This window comes from Microbulbifer mixtoriginis (SeqCode) (assembly GCF_052467515.1).
Genome location: NZ_CP174314.1, coordinates 2,804,048 through 2,819,445, shown reverse-complemented (window position 1 = coordinate 2,819,445; position 15,398 = coordinate 2,804,048). Strand labels below are relative to the sequence as shown.

Here is a 15,398-nt window from a genome sequence, read left to right as displayed (position 1 = left end):
AGTTCGAATTATAAAGTCCACAGCTATTGTTTTGCAGATCTTGTAAAGGGCTGTGACCATTCCTGTAACTTTCATTTGCAGCCTTTACGACTCGTAAAGATATTGCGGAATTATGTGCGGGCCTTCTTTGCCTACAATATTTCTAATGCCGATTTAAATAAGTGCCATTCTATTTAATGGCCCAAGTCTGTAGATGAATTACTGATAGGTTGATATATTGTTCATTAATTAGAAGCACGTTGTTGTGAAATTGGAAACAATAATCTATTACCAGTTTCTCACTTTAAAAGATTAAATCCGTTATATTTTTATGTATGTTGTTGCTTTTGTACCAATATTATTTTTAGCAGTAGGATGAAATTATTTATTCTCTGTTTTGTTTGTGAGGTTTGAGCTGATCGTATTAAATTAATATCATTTTTGCGCCATTTAGGATCTCTTTAGTTTTTATATCCTTTGCATCTGAGTTTAGAGTTTATTTGTTGGGGAATGTATTGCTTTATTGATAATTTACATTGCCATTGATTATTTTAATTTTGTGTTAAGGGTGGGAGATCTTGCTCGGCATATCCTTTTATCAAAAAAATTAAATTTTGGATTTAGTTATGAATTTTAAGAGAGCCGGCCTGTATATCGTGTATATCATGCTCCTATTTAGCTTAATCATGCCTACATACGCTCATGCAGGCATATGGGATAATTTCACAAGCTGGATTGCTGAAACCTGGGATAAAGTTGAAGAGAGTGCTGAAGAAACTATCGAAGATGTAGTCACTACAGTAGAAGATGCCGCAACTGCCTCTGTAGGATTCTTAGTAGACACTGGTGAATGGCTATATGATGGCCTGACAAATTCAGTTGAGGGGTCACTTGATTTTTTCTTTGGGGTAGCTGATAACTCAGTTACCGCACTAAACTATTTTGGTCTTGATGTCGATATATCTGATTGGTTTAGCACGGGGCCCCGAAACTCTGAAGATGACGCACAGCCGTGGACTTTAGCAGACTACGATACTGGATCATACCCAGCCTATCTAGCAGCCTTCCGTGAGAGCCAGGCGGCCTATATAGAGCGAGTTTTCGATTCAGCGAGAGAGGAGCCAAATAATGACCACATGGTTCTCAGGGCTTATCTCGGTTTGCCCTTGGATAGGGCAGCATTGGCTCAGCGATTAACAGAACTTTTCACTCCGGGTAAGCATGCTTATAAAAATCCAGACATGCAGTTGATTCTATATATTCGTGTGTTGGCGGAGAGTGATGAGTACGATGACTTGATTCTAAATGAAATTAATAAGCTCCCTTATTGGCAGGACGAAGACACCGAGCGAGTACGTGTGTATACCTCTGAAAATCATGTGCTTATGTGGCTTTCCACTAGCTGGTTGTTATGGGAAATGGAGGGATGGAATATTGGGGGCGGGCCACAGAAAATCAAAGAGCGCCTTATACGTTATTTAGAAGTTAAAAAACGTTATGGTGTTTATGAGTCTACTTCAAATACCTATAGTGGATTTTCGATATCCGCGCTATTAAATCTTTACGACTATGCCAAGGATCAGGAGATTAAGGAGCTAGCCGGGGAGGTCGCATTAATATTTCTCAATGATATAGCTATGGTGACAAATGATCTTGGCGCTGCAACGGCGACAGATTCAAGGAACTATGCGGGAAGTTATGAAGGAGTAAACACTATGAAAAATAGCTTCTCAGAGTATATGGCTATAGTCACCGGCATAGGTCCACAGGCATTTATCGCTGGTAACCATATAGATATATTTGCCATGACTAGCCTTGATGCTAGCAGTGTTGCTTATAATCGTCTGGAAAAACTAAATGGCGAGGTCAATATCAGCTATTACTCAGGCCACCCCATCACTGAGGTGGATTCGGTATGGGCAGGTCTAGATTTGCAAGATAAGATTATTTTTTCCCAATCTGCTGGTGCCTATGCTCATCCTGAACTGGCTGATGAAATGTTGGAATACTACCTGACGCCTGTTGCCGGATTAAATTTCTTCTTTGAAGATATTATCGTGGAATCTAATCTAGCAGACGATTTGGTTGATATGTCTGGAGTCCTGCTTACGGAGACTAGTGCGCCTTTTACTACCAGTTCTGTAATTTCAGAAAAAATCTTGGATCTCTATCGCCATGGTGTAGTGCAGTTGAGCTCTTACCAAGATTACCATGCGGGCAATGCCGGTTGGCAACAACAGCCTTGGGTTGCCACAACCGGCACGCTTCAGGTTACCACGCGTTCAGGAGCGGGAAATGGTGGTTGGAAAGCTGGTGGCCAGAATATGATGAATACGAACTTGCCCTATATTAAGCAAAACAAGAATGTGGCTCTGGTATTGTACAAGCCGGCTATGGAGTTGCGCTTTATGGAGGGCGTAGGTAACGCCACGGATTTTCTACCGATTGATGACTTTGTTACGGAATCAGTTAATTTAACTTGGCCAGCTGATAAGTTTGATGAAACATCCAGCTTCAATAACTGGTTATTTGCAAGAGAAGGGGAAGGTTACGTAGCTGTCTATCGTCATTGCCAGGATACAAAAACCTTTATAGATCACGGAAAAACTATACAGATTTACAGCTGCAATGACGATGAGCAGGTTTGGGCAACAGTTGTTGGTAATACTCAGACTCATGGAGATTTTAGTAATTTTATATTCACAGTTTCACAAGCCAAGATCCAGAGCAAGTGGCGTTGGAGTTGGGCAGAAAAGCGACATGTATGGGAAACTACTCTTGAGGTAGACGGAAAAACACTGGGTTACAGCTGGGAAGCCAATGTCGATGATTTAACCGATCAGGAAATGTGGAATCTGGCGGGTGCCAATAGCTCATCTACTATAGAAACGGCATCTGTGCGCGGTTACCAGGTAAATGATGTAACTAGTAATTTGACTCCTACAGGCCAAGGTAACTGTGAAAGCTCCAATGATATTCTTCTACATCAAAATGTGAGCTACCATGGTTCTGATCCAATTATTTCACGAATATCGGAAGACGCTAACGGCGAGTGCTTTCTGCTGAATGTGGAGGAGCAATCTTTGGATACTGAAACTGACCACGGCGGTGAGCAAATCGATGTGGTGCATTTTCAGAATCGACGTTTTGTTGGAGGGGAAGCGGTTAAAGTCTATGCCGTAGACCATGAGTGGACCACAGTTCAGCTGGATTTTAGCTATACCAACCCTGTGGTATTCACTTCTGTCATTGGTATCGCCGGTCCCGACCCTATTACGACTGAAATTCGCAATATAACCTCCAATAGTTTTGAGGTTCGGGTAGCAGAATTTTCATGGAATGATGGTGTTCACTTGCCTGAAACTCTGCATTATGTGGTGATGGAAGCGGGCACTTATACAACAGCTAATGGCGCTGAAATTCATGTGAATGCTGTATTGCTGGAAGATAACCTAACTGGTACCCCTGAGTTTCAAACCGTAGGTATTGATTTACAGGATTACCTCCTAGTGAGCCAAGTGCAAGGCAAGAATATGAATGAAACAATTGGTACTCGTATCAAGGATAAACAAACAGGTTCTTTTGACATTAGTTTAATGGTGCAAGAGGCCCACAAAGAAAAAGGAGAAAATCTGAAAGCCGTAGTGGGTTATATAGCTATTGGTAAACCCGCGGTTAAATCAATGAAAATTGCTTTAAGGGGCCACCATGGTAAATATTTGACCGCAACTAATAATGGTGGTAGTGGGCAAACAGTCAATGCCAATGCTTCAACAATCGGAAGCCATGAGACTATTATTCTCAGCGGTAATAGCAACCAGCAGGGCTGCTTTGTCGACGGTGACGATGTGTGGCTGCAAACCACCGATGGTTATTATTATGGTGCCCAAGAATGGGGAGCACTTGATGTAGCCGTTTCTGCCAGATATAGCTGGGAAACATTTAAATTAATTAATCATACGGACAGAACAGGCTGTTTGGAGGGTGGTGATCGAATCTCCTTGTTCAATGTCCGACATGGTAACTATATTGTTGCTGAAGAAAACGGTGTTGCAAATGCAAATCGCAAGAATCTTGACATATGGGAGATGTTTACTGTACATAACTTGATCATTCATTAAGCAATACGAAATGGGCACCTCAACTTGATGTGGTGGGGTGCCTTAATTGATTATGAAGAATCTCTCTCTGGGTTGGATTTTTGCACTCAAACTAAACGAGCCCTTCATATAGGAGGGCTTACTTGAGTAAGAATTCCTATACGAGGACAGCTAGTCTGAACTTATGAATTTCTTAATTTCCAAACTTGAATGCCGACTACACCTTGTATTGGTATGGAAGGTAAGGCTTCCACTTCTCCATTTTCATTAAGGATATTTCGGAGCTTATCTTTACCTATGAAAGCCGGATAGCTGCAGGTGATGGCACCTTCGGTGACTGGAGGCAGTGTGAAGCTGGCGAACTGAACTAACTACTGATTTAATTGGGTATGTTAAGAAATTTCTGCATACCAGGGCTAATAGGCATTTATACGGTAAGGCTGTCGATCTTTGATCAATCTTAAGACCGACGCCTTTACTAACTGCAACAATACTCTTCTTTATACTTGACTCCTGAGAGTCTGAATAAAAAGTAATACTTAAAAGCTTGTTTGTTTCCATTCATTCACAGCATTCAGGGAAAATTTCTGACCAGTGTCACTACTGTTGCACTTATAAATTTGAAGTTGTTCTCCATTATCGGCACTTGCCCCTGGTGTATCAATACAGTATTGCCAATCTTTGTCGCGATTTTGAATAATACCGCTTTCCTGTACCTGCCATTTTTCTGAATTGCCACCATCGCAATCCCACAGGTGCATTTTATCACCATTGTCTGCAGAACCTGAGTTGTAGTCGACACAGTATTTATTGTTGCCTTTAGGTCTTAACTGTCCCTCAGCGGTGTAGACAAACTGCTGTTCGTTGCTCGAGTTGCAGTTGGCCAAGGTCAGGTTGGAGCCATTGCCATAGCCTTGAGAAACATTCATACAGAGATTTGGGTTTTGAATGGACTGGATACGAAAATAACCAGGTAGGCTTTTTCGCACACCGACCAAGGGAATAGCTTGGCCGGTATAGCTGGGCGTGTCATTGACGGTATTTGGGTCCATGCCAATAGCGCTAGCGCCGTGTGCAACAGCGATATAGGAATAGCCAAAATCTGTATTGCTGAAGTCGCCAGAGCTGCTCCATAAATGCATCAATTGTTTACTGTTGGCCGCTTCATTGGCTGTTATTTGGTAGTGATCACCGGCTTTTACATTACCGCAAAATATCTTCTGGGAGCTGCTGGAATCCATGGAGTCGACATTGCCAGAAAACTCTTCAGGATCGGCAGTATCTACATCAGGGCATAGGAAGGCATGTAATGGGTAGTTATCCAGTGCCGATTCCATACGATTATTGACGTTGCCACTCTGGCCACCGGTAAACATGACCAGGACTTTCTTATTCTGCGATTGCAGCTCGCCCAAAGTAGGCCAACCTATATTCTTTAGGGTGTTTCGATAGTCGGAGGAGGGGGAGCTTGCCTGTAGATGTGCTAGTAAGTCCTGGTAGCTGAATTGCAAATCGCCCAACTGTTGCTTGATATATTGATCCAACACATATATCTCATCGGCATACCAGGCAGCGAACCAATTACTGTCTGGCTTCATATCAATATAAAGCATTAGCGGTGCATTGAGTTCGTTGTTGTCAAGCCATGCCTTGATGTCGTCAAGGCAATGAACCAGTCGATCATTGTCACCATTACTACGACACATATGATTGCCGATATCACTCTGGCCGTGGGCTACATAGGGCCCATGATTACTGCCCTGCCAGGGGCCGTGGTCAACAACATCCAGTTCCAACGAGCGAAAGCCCTTATCCAGCCAATCCGTGAGAGATTCTTCAGTTGCAAGGCGTTCATAACTGTTGTGAGGCTGGAGGTAGTAGAGTTGGTCGATACGGTGATCATCTTGAGGGGGCTCCGCTATTAATTTTGGTGTAGAAGCGATGCTTGCTTGTGGGTTTGCACAAAAAAAGAGGAGTAGGGAAAATAAAAATGAAAAACTGACTTTATTTGGCATAAGGATATCCATTTAGACTGTTATTATAAGGCTGCCCTAATTGATAGGGCGGCAATATTAGTATGGGTATGTGAAAATGATATGACATCTAATAAGTTGTTATATTTTCACGGCATTGACCATGCTTTTCGATTTTTATTTAAAAGCATTATTCTAGAGGACAGACTGTGCGTTTGGATTTTTCAGCGACTAGTGGGTTAAATTTAGCAAGCCTGCTCTCTCGAGGCGTTAATAAATAAAGAACGCCTGCACTGATTAAAATGGTTTGTAGATCTTTTATAAAGGTGTACACGGAGGAGAGCGTAACCAGGCTTGAAGCGGTAAGGCTGTGTCTTGACTTAAGGCTTCTTTTTTAATCTTTTCTCTACCTGCTTTTTCTCCCACTCAGGCCCAAACAATGTAAAAGGTTTAAAAGTTCGCACAGCGTGGGAGGCGATTCCGATGCCCCAACCAAGGGCTGCCCAGAGAGACCAAAGGTACTCTGGGGTGAGGATTAAATTAGCTATTAAAAGTCCAGCAATCACTATCAAATAAGTAATTAGGTGTTGGTGAAAGCCTTTGAGCTTTCTTACATGCTCGATGGCTTCCTTCTCTCTTGCAGAAGTTGCTTGCTCAGGCTGCATTTTTTGATCTCAGTGATAGATACTGCGGTGGTTATATTTTATTGCTTATGTGCAGAATCTTAACCACTGCGCGCTATGGTGGGCAAGTGTAAAAGCTGGGATAACAGTTGAGTTTTGTTAAGAGTTTTATGACTGGATATTCATGTAAGCCAGAGCCCGGAGAAGCCGGGATCTGGCTTACTTAAATAGACTATACAGTGCTATCGGGCTGTTTTTCGGGGTGAGCATCAATAAAGGCTGCTAATTCGTTACAGGCCTGGGTGATCTTTTGTATTTTGGGGTACTGATTCATATCCATACCAAAACGTTCGGCGTTATACACCTGCGGTAGTAAGCAGCACTCAAAAAGCCCGGGGGTGTCACCAGCGGCAAAAGGCGCGGGTTCTAGCTGTTTCTCCAGGGCGGCAAATCCCAAGTGAATCCAGTGCTGAATCCACTGAATTTTCTGCTCTTCAGTTACTTTGAATTCAGAAATCAGATATTTGAGCACGCGGAGGTTTTGCAGGGGTTGGATATCGCTGGCAATGCTTTGTGCAAGGGCTCGAACATGGGCGCGAGCCTCGGCATCTTTGGGTAAGAGCGCTGGCTCTGGGTGAGTTTCTTCCAACCACTCCAAAATAGCCATAGATTGAGTGAGGCTGATGTCCCCGTCATTGAGCGTTGGCAGAAGCCCCTGGGGGTTTAGCTGGCGATACTGCTCGCTGTGTTGATCGCCTTTCACTAGATTGACTGGGAGATAGTTATAGCTCAGGCCTTTTAAATTAAGCCCAATACGCACTCGGTAGCTTGCGGAGGAGCGGAAGTATCCGTAAAGGTCCATTCTCTTTCCTTTATTGTCAGTCATTATGGTGGCGGCTGGGAAAGCTGCCGATTAATTTATTAATTCTTTCCCCTGTTATTGTGGCGTTTTCCAGGAGTTCACGTAATCCTCAAACTCTATCGCCTCGGCATCCGGCAGTATATCCCATGGGGTGCGGCTATCGATCATGACCGCCACTTCATCGGTTGCCTTGCGGGCATGTTTTGCGCCGGTGGCAAATGCCTTTGGGTGGGGCCCGTGGGTGAATCCCATGGGGTGCAATGTGAGCATGCCGGGGTGAATATTATCCCGGCTGAAAAAATTGCCGCGGTGGTAAAAGATAAGCTCATCGTAATCGTCATTACTGTGAAAAAACGGTACTTTTAGAGCGCCGGGATCACTCTCAATGGGGCGCGGCACAAAAGTGGCTACGACAAAGCCCGGGCCCACAAAAGTGGTGTGGGCAGAGGGGGGCAGATGGTAGCGATGACTCATTACTGGGCGAATATCTCTCCAGTTGATTCTTACTGCGAGGTTGTCACCGGTCCAACCAGTGGCATCTAGTGGGTTAAATGGGTAGGTGATCTTGGAGAGTTGTTGGCGTGCCTTCACCACTACCTGCCACTGGGTGTCTCCCTGTTGGGCGAGAAAGGCTTCGTCGATGCTCGGCACATCCAAGATTGCCTCGTCAAAGATAGCATTGGGGCCGAGAATCCCCTTCTCTGGGAGCTGGAAATGCCCACCGCTTGCCTCGATCAGCAGTAATTCCAGGGGCTCGTTTTCAGTAGGGGAGAGTCTCCACATGGTCCCGCGCGGTAGGAGTATATAGTCACCATCGCGGATACTCAGCCGGCCAAAATCACAGAACAGCTTCCCACTGCCGTTGTGGACGAAGAGAAGTTGGTCGCCATCGGCATTGCGTATTAAATGGTCCATGGGTTCCCGGCAAATCCACAGGCCCACCAGGCTATTTTCATTGCGCAGAAGGGGTTTCTGGTCCCAGGGGCTATCGCCTGAATGTTGCAGTTTGGTGCTATCGAAGGCGTGTGGTCGCAGTGGGCCTGTGAATTGGCTCCAGCCTGTGGGGGGATGGCTATGGTAGAAATGCGTACAGGGGCCAAAAAAGCCCTCCTTGCCCATTTCCCTCTCAAAGGTATTGGCCGGGAAATCTGCATGGGCCTGTCGGCTGGTCTTCCCTTCTACGCGGGGAAAGCGAATCCACTTGTTCATGGGCGGCCTCGCATCTTGCTCGCAGGGCGGCTGGCGGAACATTGATCAACTCGATGGACTGCCACGCATGTTTTTTGCGTTTAACCGGCAGACTGGTAACAAAAATGGCGCTGAAAACCCTATACTGTGCGACCAATTTTGTCCGGTGCTCCAGGATGTTGCTGCGCAACATTCGTGCGCGCAGTGGTTACAATTGAAACCAATGTTAGTTAAATTGGACATCTGGTACAACCGGGGTTCGAAGATAGGCAGGTGTGAGAGCAGCCATGACCAATGACCACAATGCGCCGGATGCGGCGGTAAAGCAGGATGAGTTGCGCCTGGAGAAGTTCTTGCCATATCGCCTTTCGGTGCTCTCGAACCGCGTGAGTAACGCCATCTCTCAAGCGTATGGTGCGCGCTTCCATCTCACCATTCCCGCCTGGCGGGTGATGGCCATTCTCGGGCGCTTTCCCGATCTTTCCGCTGCTGAGCTGGTGGAGCAGACAGCCATGGATAAAGTGGCCATTAGCCGCGCTGTTTCCTCTCTACTTAAGAATGATTACATCACTCGCAGTGAAGACCCTGCGGATCGCCGTCGTCAGGTGTTGAACCTGTCTGAGCTGGGGAGTGAGGTGTATGCGCGCATAGTGCCGCTCGCGCAGCAGTATGAAAATGATTTGATTGCCTCGCTCTCCTCTGAGGAGCGGGAGCAACTGGATGGCATTATCGAAAAACTGATGGTTCGCGCTAAGGAGTGGTCCGAGCGCGGCTTGATAGACCAATAAATAGGATAAATAAAGGAGTTTTCAAATGTTTGAGCATTTAAGCAGCCTACCGCCAGACCCAATTCTCGGCCTGCTGGCCAGCTACCGTGCGGATGAAAACCCCAGCAAAATTGACCTTGGGGTAGGGGTCTACAAGGATGAGGCCGGCCACACTGCCGTTTTACAGGCGGTAAAAGAGGCAGAGACTCGCTTACTGCAAAGCGAGGAAACCAAAGCCTATATTGGCCCTGCGGGTACCCCAGGGTTCAATTCGGTGATGCAGGAGCTGATACTGGGCGCTGGCCATCCGGCCATGATTGGAGGCCGAGTGCGCTCAGCGCAAACCCCCGGTGGATGTGGAGCCCTGCGCGCTCTGGCAGAGCTGATCAATCGCGCCAAGGCTGGGGCCACGGTTTGGGTGAGCGATCCTACCTGGGCGAACCATGTTCCGCTTCTTGGTAACGCTGGCCTCAACATCAAGAGTTACCCTTATTACGACCGCGCTACCAGCAGCTTGCAGTTCGACAAAATGGTGGAGACCCTAAAGAACGTGGGTGAGGGTGATGTGGTTCTGTTCCACGCCTGCTGCCACAACCCCTGTGGTGCGGATCTTTCTCGCGAGCAGTGGAAAGTACTGGCTGAAATGGCGCAAAAACAGGGCTTCACCCCGTTTATTGATATGGCCTACCAGGGCTTTGGCGAAAGCTTGGAAGACGATGCCTATGGTCTTCGCCTGATGGCTGAATCTGTGCCCGAGATGTTAGTGGCAGCCTCCTGTTCTAAAAACTTCGGCCTCTACCGTGAGCGTGTAGGCCTGGCGATGGTGATCTATGCCAACGGTGAGAGCGCCGATAAAGGCCATAGCCAGATGCTGAGTGCCATTCGTGGGAACTATTCCATGCCACCTTCCCACGGTGCAGCGATTGTGGAATCTATCCTTACAGATGCAGGCCTTAAAGCGAACTGGGAAGCGGAATTGACCGAGATGCGTGAACGTATCAACGGGCTACGCGCCGGTTTGGTAGAAGGCTTGGCCGCTGCCGGAGCTGCTGGTGATTTCGGCTTTATCCGCCAGCAGAAAGGCATGTTCTCCTTCCTGGGCATTAGTCCAGAGCAGGTGCAGCAGCTGCAGAAGGACTATTCCATCTATATGGTGGACTCCAGCCGCATCAGTATTGCCGGTTTGAGCTCCAACAATATGGAATACTTCTGCAAGGCAGTTGCCAGCGTGCTGTAAATTCGGCACATTTGGGGGTGAGCGTATTGCTCACCCTTAAGTTTTACCCAAAGAAGTAAGAGTGAAAGATGGAAGTTGAGCTAGGAGTCCCAGTGTCTGAATCCCCCACCCAAATCTGGACCCCGCAGAGCTGGCGAAACTTCACCGCACACCAACAGCCCAAATACACCTCCACCGATGATGTTGCCCAGGTTGCCAAACAGTTAGCTGGCCACCCACCTTTGGTATTTGCTGCCGAAGCGCGTGAGCTGCGCCGTCAATTGGCCCAGGTAGCGGAGGGTAAGGCGTTTTTGTTACAGGGCGGCGACTGTGCCGAATCTTTTGCCGATTTCAACGCAAACCGTATTCGCGATACATTTAAAGTGCTGCTGCAAATGGCTGTAGTACTGACGTTTGCAGGTAATTTACCCGTAGTAAAAGTGGCTCGGATGGCAGGCCAGTATGCCAAGCCCCGATCTGCCGATACAGAAACGATTAATGGTGTTGAGCTGCCAAGTTACCGTGGAGATATTATCAACGGTATCGACTTTACTGCGGAAGCTCGCCAGCCAGATCCTCAGCGTATGGTCACCGCTTATAACCAGTCGGCGGCGACTCTCAACCTACTGCGCGCTTTCGCCCAGGGCGGCCTGGCTGATTTACACCAGGTGCATGGTTGGAACCTGAGCTTTCTTAAGAACAATCCGCAGCGTGAAAAATACGCACTCTTAGCCGAGCGCCTGCAAGAAGCACTGGAATTTATGGCGGTGTGCGGCGTTACCTCAGAAAATACTCCCGCAATTCGAGAGACGGTGCTTTACACCTCACACGAAGCACTATTACTGGAATACGAGCAGGCGCTCACTCGCACCGATAGCCTCACCGGTAAATGGTATGACTGTTCTGCGCATATGCTCTGGATTGGTGAGCGAACTCGCCAGCTGGATGGTGCCCATGTGGAATTCCTCTCCGGGGTTTGCAATCCTATCGGCGTAAAAGTCGGCCCCAATATGCAGCCTGATGAGTTGCTGCGCTTGATTGATAAACTCAACCCTGAGAACGAAGCTGGCCGCCTTACCTTAATTACCCGTATGGGAGCCGATATCCTCGCCGATAAGCTGCCCGCACTGGTACGTGCAGTGCAGGCAGAGGGGCGCTCTGTGGTCTGGAGTACCGACCCCATGCATGGCAACACGGTAAAAGCTGGCAATGGCTACAAAACCCGCGATTTCGATAAAGTTTTACGAGAGATCCGCGACTTCTTCTCGGTACACTGGTCCGAAGGCAGTCACCCCGGCGGTATTCACCTGGAAATGACCGGTGAACATGTAACCGAGTGCACCGGTGGTGCCTGGAAAATTTCCGAAGCGGATCTTGCCAGCTGCTATCGCACCCAATGCGACCCAAGACTGAATGCCGACCAAGTGCTGGAGCTGGCTTTCTGCGTATCTGAATGGCTGCGTGCTGGGCGAATTGCCTAACGGCTTAATTTAAATACTAATACATTAAAACCCCTTGCTCTGAGATCGACAATTGGACAAGGGGTTTTTCTTTACTGGAAATAAAGCTGAGAGTTCAAAGCCGGGAGCTAAGAAATGGCCCCCAGCTTGAGTGCCAGTTAGTAGTTCCAGCGTTCAATAATTTCAAGTTTGAAACCTACATCCATTTCGTGACTCAAACAGACCAGAGATTTCGGTCGTCGTGACCGTTATTTCTGAGTATTTGTAGATTGGTGATGAAAGCCTAATGAAATCAACGGGTTGGATGCGGCAAGAAATCTGTGATAGTGGTCATGATGACCATTTTTCCATTTGTGAAGATAGTGCCAATTAATTGTATCTAGTTGATTTTTGAGGGGAAGTCAGAGCCATGGCGGGAATTTGCATCTGAAATAGTAATCAAGATAATAGTGGTCGTGATGATCACTATATAAATGTTACAAGTCATGATGAGAAAATGCCCAAAATGTAAAGAGAAAACTGTAAAGGTAAAGATGTTATCTTTCTCAAGTAGAATGCATTGTGAGAAATGCTTTTTCCAGTATGAATATGCAGCCTTATCTAAGAGGGTAATAGCATTCGGATGGGCGTTTATACCTATCCTTGCTATTTACTTGGGATTGAGACTTCAAAGTTTATTGGTTTTTGGCTCCTTACTAATTGCGGGTCCGTTTTTAGCTGAGTTTGTTTTTGCAAAATACTGCCCACTAAAGCCAGTTAGTGCTAGGGCGTTAAGGAAGAAACATCGTGGCAATAACTTATAACAAACTGCGGCACAATCGCCCGCAAAAAGCGCGGGCTGGACTCGCTACACTACGTTTCGCTCGCCTGTGCGCAGAGCGTTATATTTTTCGCAGGATAGCCTGCATTTGAGATGAGAAAAAGAATTAGGCCTCCTAGTTACACCGCACTCAAGAAAGGGCGAAGCCACGAATTCGGCCTTCTTCTGGATGCTGTGTTAAAAGAGCCTCATAAGGTTAAGGATATTGTTACTGCTAACCCTGAAGTGCTCTATGAGACATGCTGGGCAGGGGAAAATGTGTTGCATTGGCTGGCAATTGAAAACCATACTGAAGGCATTGAGCTTTTACGTAGCCTCGGTTCACCTATACCGGAATTTGCATTAATCCATGCCGTTGAGCACGGACATACTGAAACTGTAATTCTGTTGCTCGAGCTTGGAGCTGAGCTTAATGAGTATGTATCAAATACATGTGGCAGGGCACTAAAAACTAATGCTTTTGATATACCAGAGAAGAATGTTAGATTAATAAAAAGCTACTTCAAGCAGTATGGCTATGAAATATAACAAACCGCTCAAACACGTTTCGGCCGCAAAAAGATCGGCCTCCACTGGACTCACTACACTGCGTTTCGTTCACCGCTTAGCGGGGCGTTAGCATTCAGTAAATATGAAATTTTTATATAGAATACTGCGTTGGCTGTTTCTTGGAACTATTGGAGTTTCAGCAATCCTTATATTCTTAACTATAGGATTTGTCTGGTTGTGGGATATAAACTCTATTAACTCAATCGGCGAGGCTAAAGAACTTCTGAGCAAACATGGCAGTATCGAGCACGAGCTAATAATTAATGAGTGCTCGAAGTTAATAAAGGATGGAGAAGAGCGCACTTTAATGCATGAGGATATCCCAGAAGTGCTAAAGTCGTTGTCGCCACAATATGTCCGAGCTTCAGAGTACTCATGTGAGGTAAACCTTTACAAACAGCCAGGCAAAGGAATTGGCTACTTTGTAAAAAAAGCTCCCAGTGGCTCTTTCATCCTTAGTTGGTTTAACCACTTTGAAAGTTGGGAAAGTCATGATATTGAAGTCAAATAGTGAACATGCTAACAATCACAGGCAGTTAGCGTCGGCCCCTATAGGGGCCTCTGCGGGACGGCCTACGCTTCTCTTCAGCCGCCCCTGCTGTGGGCGTTATGTTTCGAATGAGAAATTAACGATGAATCTTGGATCGAAAGTAAAGCTTGTATCCTTTAATGGTGATTCTTTATCACCGCAAGACTGTGATCCTGCTGAGAACTACTGGAGATTGATAGGAGCGCACGGAACAATCGAAGAGTTAGAAAACTCTCGTGGGCGAGTTCTTGTGAGGTTCGAAAGAAATTTAAGTGAAATGGGGTTGCACTGTCACAATCCCTCTCCAAATAGCTTGTATATGTTGCCATCAGATCTTGAAGTGAGGTCGTAGTGGCGTGAAACATAACAAGCACCGGCACAAGCGCGCACTTCGTGCGCTGGACTCGCAACAAGTTGCTCGCCTGTGCGGTGAGCGTTATGCATCATGAATGAACGAAAGCTTATCGAAAAATTCAGAAAATACTTTGAAGCTTCTGAAGTAGATGAGCTGCACCGTCACGAAAGCGAATTGCTGAAAGGCCCTTTCGAACCATTGATCGTGCATGTAGATCTCGAACCAATAGGATGCGTCGACCTACGAAAGCCGAAGGGCACTGTCGATGGTTATGTTGAGTTAGCATACATATTTATATATTCGAAAAGACAAGGATATGGCTCCATAATTTTGAATAAGATATGCGAGTTAGCGGACGTTTATGGTTTGGAAGTTGAATTGGATGCTATTCCAATTGCCGCTTTTGGCAGTCCAATTCCTCAATCTGAGCTATATAGTTTTTATCGTAAGTATGGCTTTAAAAATAGTGATATACCGGGCTCAAATATGATGACTAGATACCCAAATGCATAACAAATCAATTAACTTCGTTCCAGCTGCTGCGCAGCTTCCGCCGGACAGTCCACGCTTCGCGCGGTCTGCCGGTTATTGAGGGCGTTATGCATATGAGAACTGAAGCATTGAATATTGAAAGTATAGAGAATTTATTGTCATGCTATCAGTTGGCGATTTTGGCGCTTCCAAAAGTAACTCGTCATGAAGGATATCCTTATTATCCAGATGAGATCTCTGATTTTATGAATCTTTTAGAGCGCCCGCCTTGGGTAGCATATGAGTATCAGCCAAAGAAAATTAGAAGTATTTTAGATTCGATAGATCGAGCTACATTTGAAGAAGTCAGGTGGGCTTTAACTGCAGCAGCGAGAGCAGAAAGATTTTGTGAGGGTTCCTGGGAGCTAACACTCAGAAATAGGCTTCTAGAACCAGTCCTTAAGCGACTTCAAGACCTGCATCATGCATAACAAAGCCGGGCAGAA

The 15,398-nt window shown here is 46.3% G+C and carries 12 protein-coding genes; 8 read left to right on the top strand and 4 right to left on the bottom strand.

Annotation, left to right across the window (positions count from 1 at the left end):
- Positions 1-605 precede the first annotated feature (605 nt).
- On the top strand, positions 606-4,100 hold the full coding sequence (locus ACJJIT_RS11965; protein WP_444898534.1) for a fascin domain-containing protein: 3,495 nt from the start codon (positions 606-608) through the stop codon (positions 4,098-4,100).
- 518 nt (positions 4,101-4,618) lie between these two features.
- Here ACJJIT_RS11965 and ACJJIT_RS11960 read toward each other — a convergent pair.
- From ACJJIT_RS11960 to ACJJIT_RS11945, 4 genes are all read right to left on the bottom strand, one after another.
- Positions 4,619-6,094: a ricin-type beta-trefoil lectin domain protein gene (locus tag ACJJIT_RS11960; protein WP_444898533.1), complete on the bottom strand. Its 1,476-nt coding sequence runs from the start codon at positions 6,092-6,094 to the stop codon at positions 4,619-4,621.
- A 338-nt stretch (positions 6,095-6,432) separates the two neighbouring features.
- Positions 6,433-6,717 carry a 2TM domain-containing protein gene (locus ACJJIT_RS11955; RefSeq protein ID WP_444898532.1) on the bottom strand — a complete coding sequence of 95 codons (285 nt, stop codon included), beginning with the start codon at positions 6,715-6,717 and terminating at the stop codon, positions 6,433-6,435.
- A 190-nt stretch (positions 6,718-6,907) separates the two neighbouring features.
- A complete protein-coding gene (maiA, locus tag ACJJIT_RS11950; protein WP_444898531.1) occupies positions 6,908-7,537 on the bottom strand; it encodes a maleylacetoacetate isomerase in 630 nt (209 codons plus the stop codon).
- A 75-nt stretch (positions 7,538-7,612) separates the two neighbouring features.
- Positions 7,613-8,746 (bottom strand): homogentisate 1,2-dioxygenase, encoded by a 1,134-nt coding sequence (locus tag ACJJIT_RS11945; protein ID WP_444898530.1) that lies wholly within the window; start codon positions 8,744-8,746, stop codon positions 7,613-7,615.
- A gap of 266 nt (positions 8,747-9,012) precedes the next feature.
- Between ACJJIT_RS11945 and ACJJIT_RS11940 the strand changes: the two genes are divergently transcribed.
- The 7 genes from ACJJIT_RS11940 to ACJJIT_RS11910 all read left to right on the top strand — a co-directional run bounded on the left by ACJJIT_RS11940 (position 9,013) and on the right by ACJJIT_RS11910 (position 15,383).
- Positions 9,013-9,513 (top strand): MarR family winged helix-turn-helix transcriptional regulator, encoded by a 501-nt coding sequence (locus ACJJIT_RS11940; protein WP_444898529.1) that lies wholly within the window; start codon positions 9,013-9,015, stop codon positions 9,511-9,513.
- 25 nt (positions 9,514-9,538) lie between these two features.
- Positions 9,539-10,729 (top strand): amino acid aminotransferase, encoded by a 1,191-nt coding sequence (locus tag ACJJIT_RS11935; protein WP_444888645.1) that lies wholly within the window; start codon positions 9,539-9,541, stop codon positions 10,727-10,729.
- A 68-nt stretch (positions 10,730-10,797) separates the two neighbouring features.
- Positions 10,798-12,189: a class II 3-deoxy-7-phosphoheptulonate synthase gene (locus tag ACJJIT_RS11930; RefSeq protein WP_444890695.1), complete on the top strand. Its 1,392-nt coding sequence runs from the start codon at positions 10,798-10,800 to the stop codon at positions 12,187-12,189.
- 892 nt (positions 12,190-13,081) lie between these two features.
- A complete protein-coding gene (locus ACJJIT_RS11925) occupies positions 13,082-13,516 on the top strand; it encodes an ankyrin repeat domain-containing protein (RefSeq protein WP_444898528.1) in 435 nt (144 codons plus the stop codon).
- A 103-nt stretch (positions 13,517-13,619) separates the two neighbouring features.
- A complete protein-coding gene (locus ACJJIT_RS11920) occupies positions 13,620-14,048 on the top strand; it encodes a hypothetical protein (protein ID WP_444888325.1) in 429 nt (142 codons plus the stop codon).
- A 463-nt stretch (positions 14,049-14,511) separates the two neighbouring features.
- Positions 14,512-14,934: a GNAT family N-acetyltransferase gene (locus ACJJIT_RS11915; protein ID WP_444898527.1), complete on the top strand. Its 423-nt coding sequence runs from the start codon at positions 14,512-14,514 to the stop codon at positions 14,932-14,934.
- A gap of 92 nt (positions 14,935-15,026) precedes the next feature.
- A complete protein-coding gene (locus tag ACJJIT_RS11910; RefSeq protein WP_444898526.1) occupies positions 15,027-15,383 on the top strand; it encodes a DUF6508 domain-containing protein in 357 nt (118 codons plus the stop codon).
- Positions 15,384-15,398 lie beyond the last annotated feature (15 nt).

Excerpts from the sequence above, each read along its gene's own strand:
- ACJJIT_RS11935 (WP_444888645.1), top strand. The coding sequence starts at position 9,539 with ATGTTTGAGCATTTAAGCAGCCTACCGCCAGACCCAATTCTCGGCCTG.
- ACJJIT_RS11945 (WP_444898530.1), bottom strand. The coding sequence starts at position 8,746 with ATGAACAAGTGGATTCGCTTTCCCCGCGTAGAAGGGAAGACCAGCCGA.
- ACJJIT_RS11940 (WP_444898529.1), top strand. The coding sequence starts at position 9,013 with ATGACCAATGACCACAATGCGCCGGATGCGGCGGTAAAGCAGGATGAG.
- ACJJIT_RS11965 (WP_444898534.1), top strand. The coding sequence starts at position 606 with ATGAATTTTAAGAGAGCCGGCCTGTATATCGTGTATATCATGCTCCTA.
- ACJJIT_RS11960 (WP_444898533.1), bottom strand. The coding sequence starts at position 6,094 with ATGCCAAATAAAGTCAGTTTTTCATTTTTATTTTCCCTACTCCTCTTT.
- ACJJIT_RS11920 (WP_444888325.1), top strand. The coding sequence starts at position 13,620 with ATGAAATTTTTATATAGAATACTGCGTTGGCTGTTTCTTGGAACTATT.
- ACJJIT_RS11930 (WP_444890695.1), top strand. The coding sequence starts at position 10,798 with ATGGAAGTTGAGCTAGGAGTCCCAGTGTCTGAATCCCCCACCCAAATC.
- ACJJIT_RS11925 (WP_444898528.1), top strand. The coding sequence starts at position 13,082 with ATGAGAAAAAGAATTAGGCCTCCTAGTTACACCGCACTCAAGAAAGGG.
- ACJJIT_RS11910 (WP_444898526.1), top strand. The coding sequence starts at position 15,027 with ATGAGAACTGAAGCATTGAATATTGAAAGTATAGAGAATTTATTGTCA.
- maiA (WP_444898531.1), bottom strand. The coding sequence starts at position 7,537 with ATGGACCTTTACGGATACTTCCGCTCCTCCGCAAGCTACCGAGTGCGT.
- ACJJIT_RS11915 (WP_444898527.1), top strand. The coding sequence starts at position 14,512 with ATGAATGAACGAAAGCTTATCGAAAAATTCAGAAAATACTTTGAAGCT.
- ACJJIT_RS11955 (WP_444898532.1), bottom strand. The coding sequence starts at position 6,717 with ATGCAGCCTGAGCAAGCAACTTCTGCAAGAGAGAAGGAAGCCATCGAG.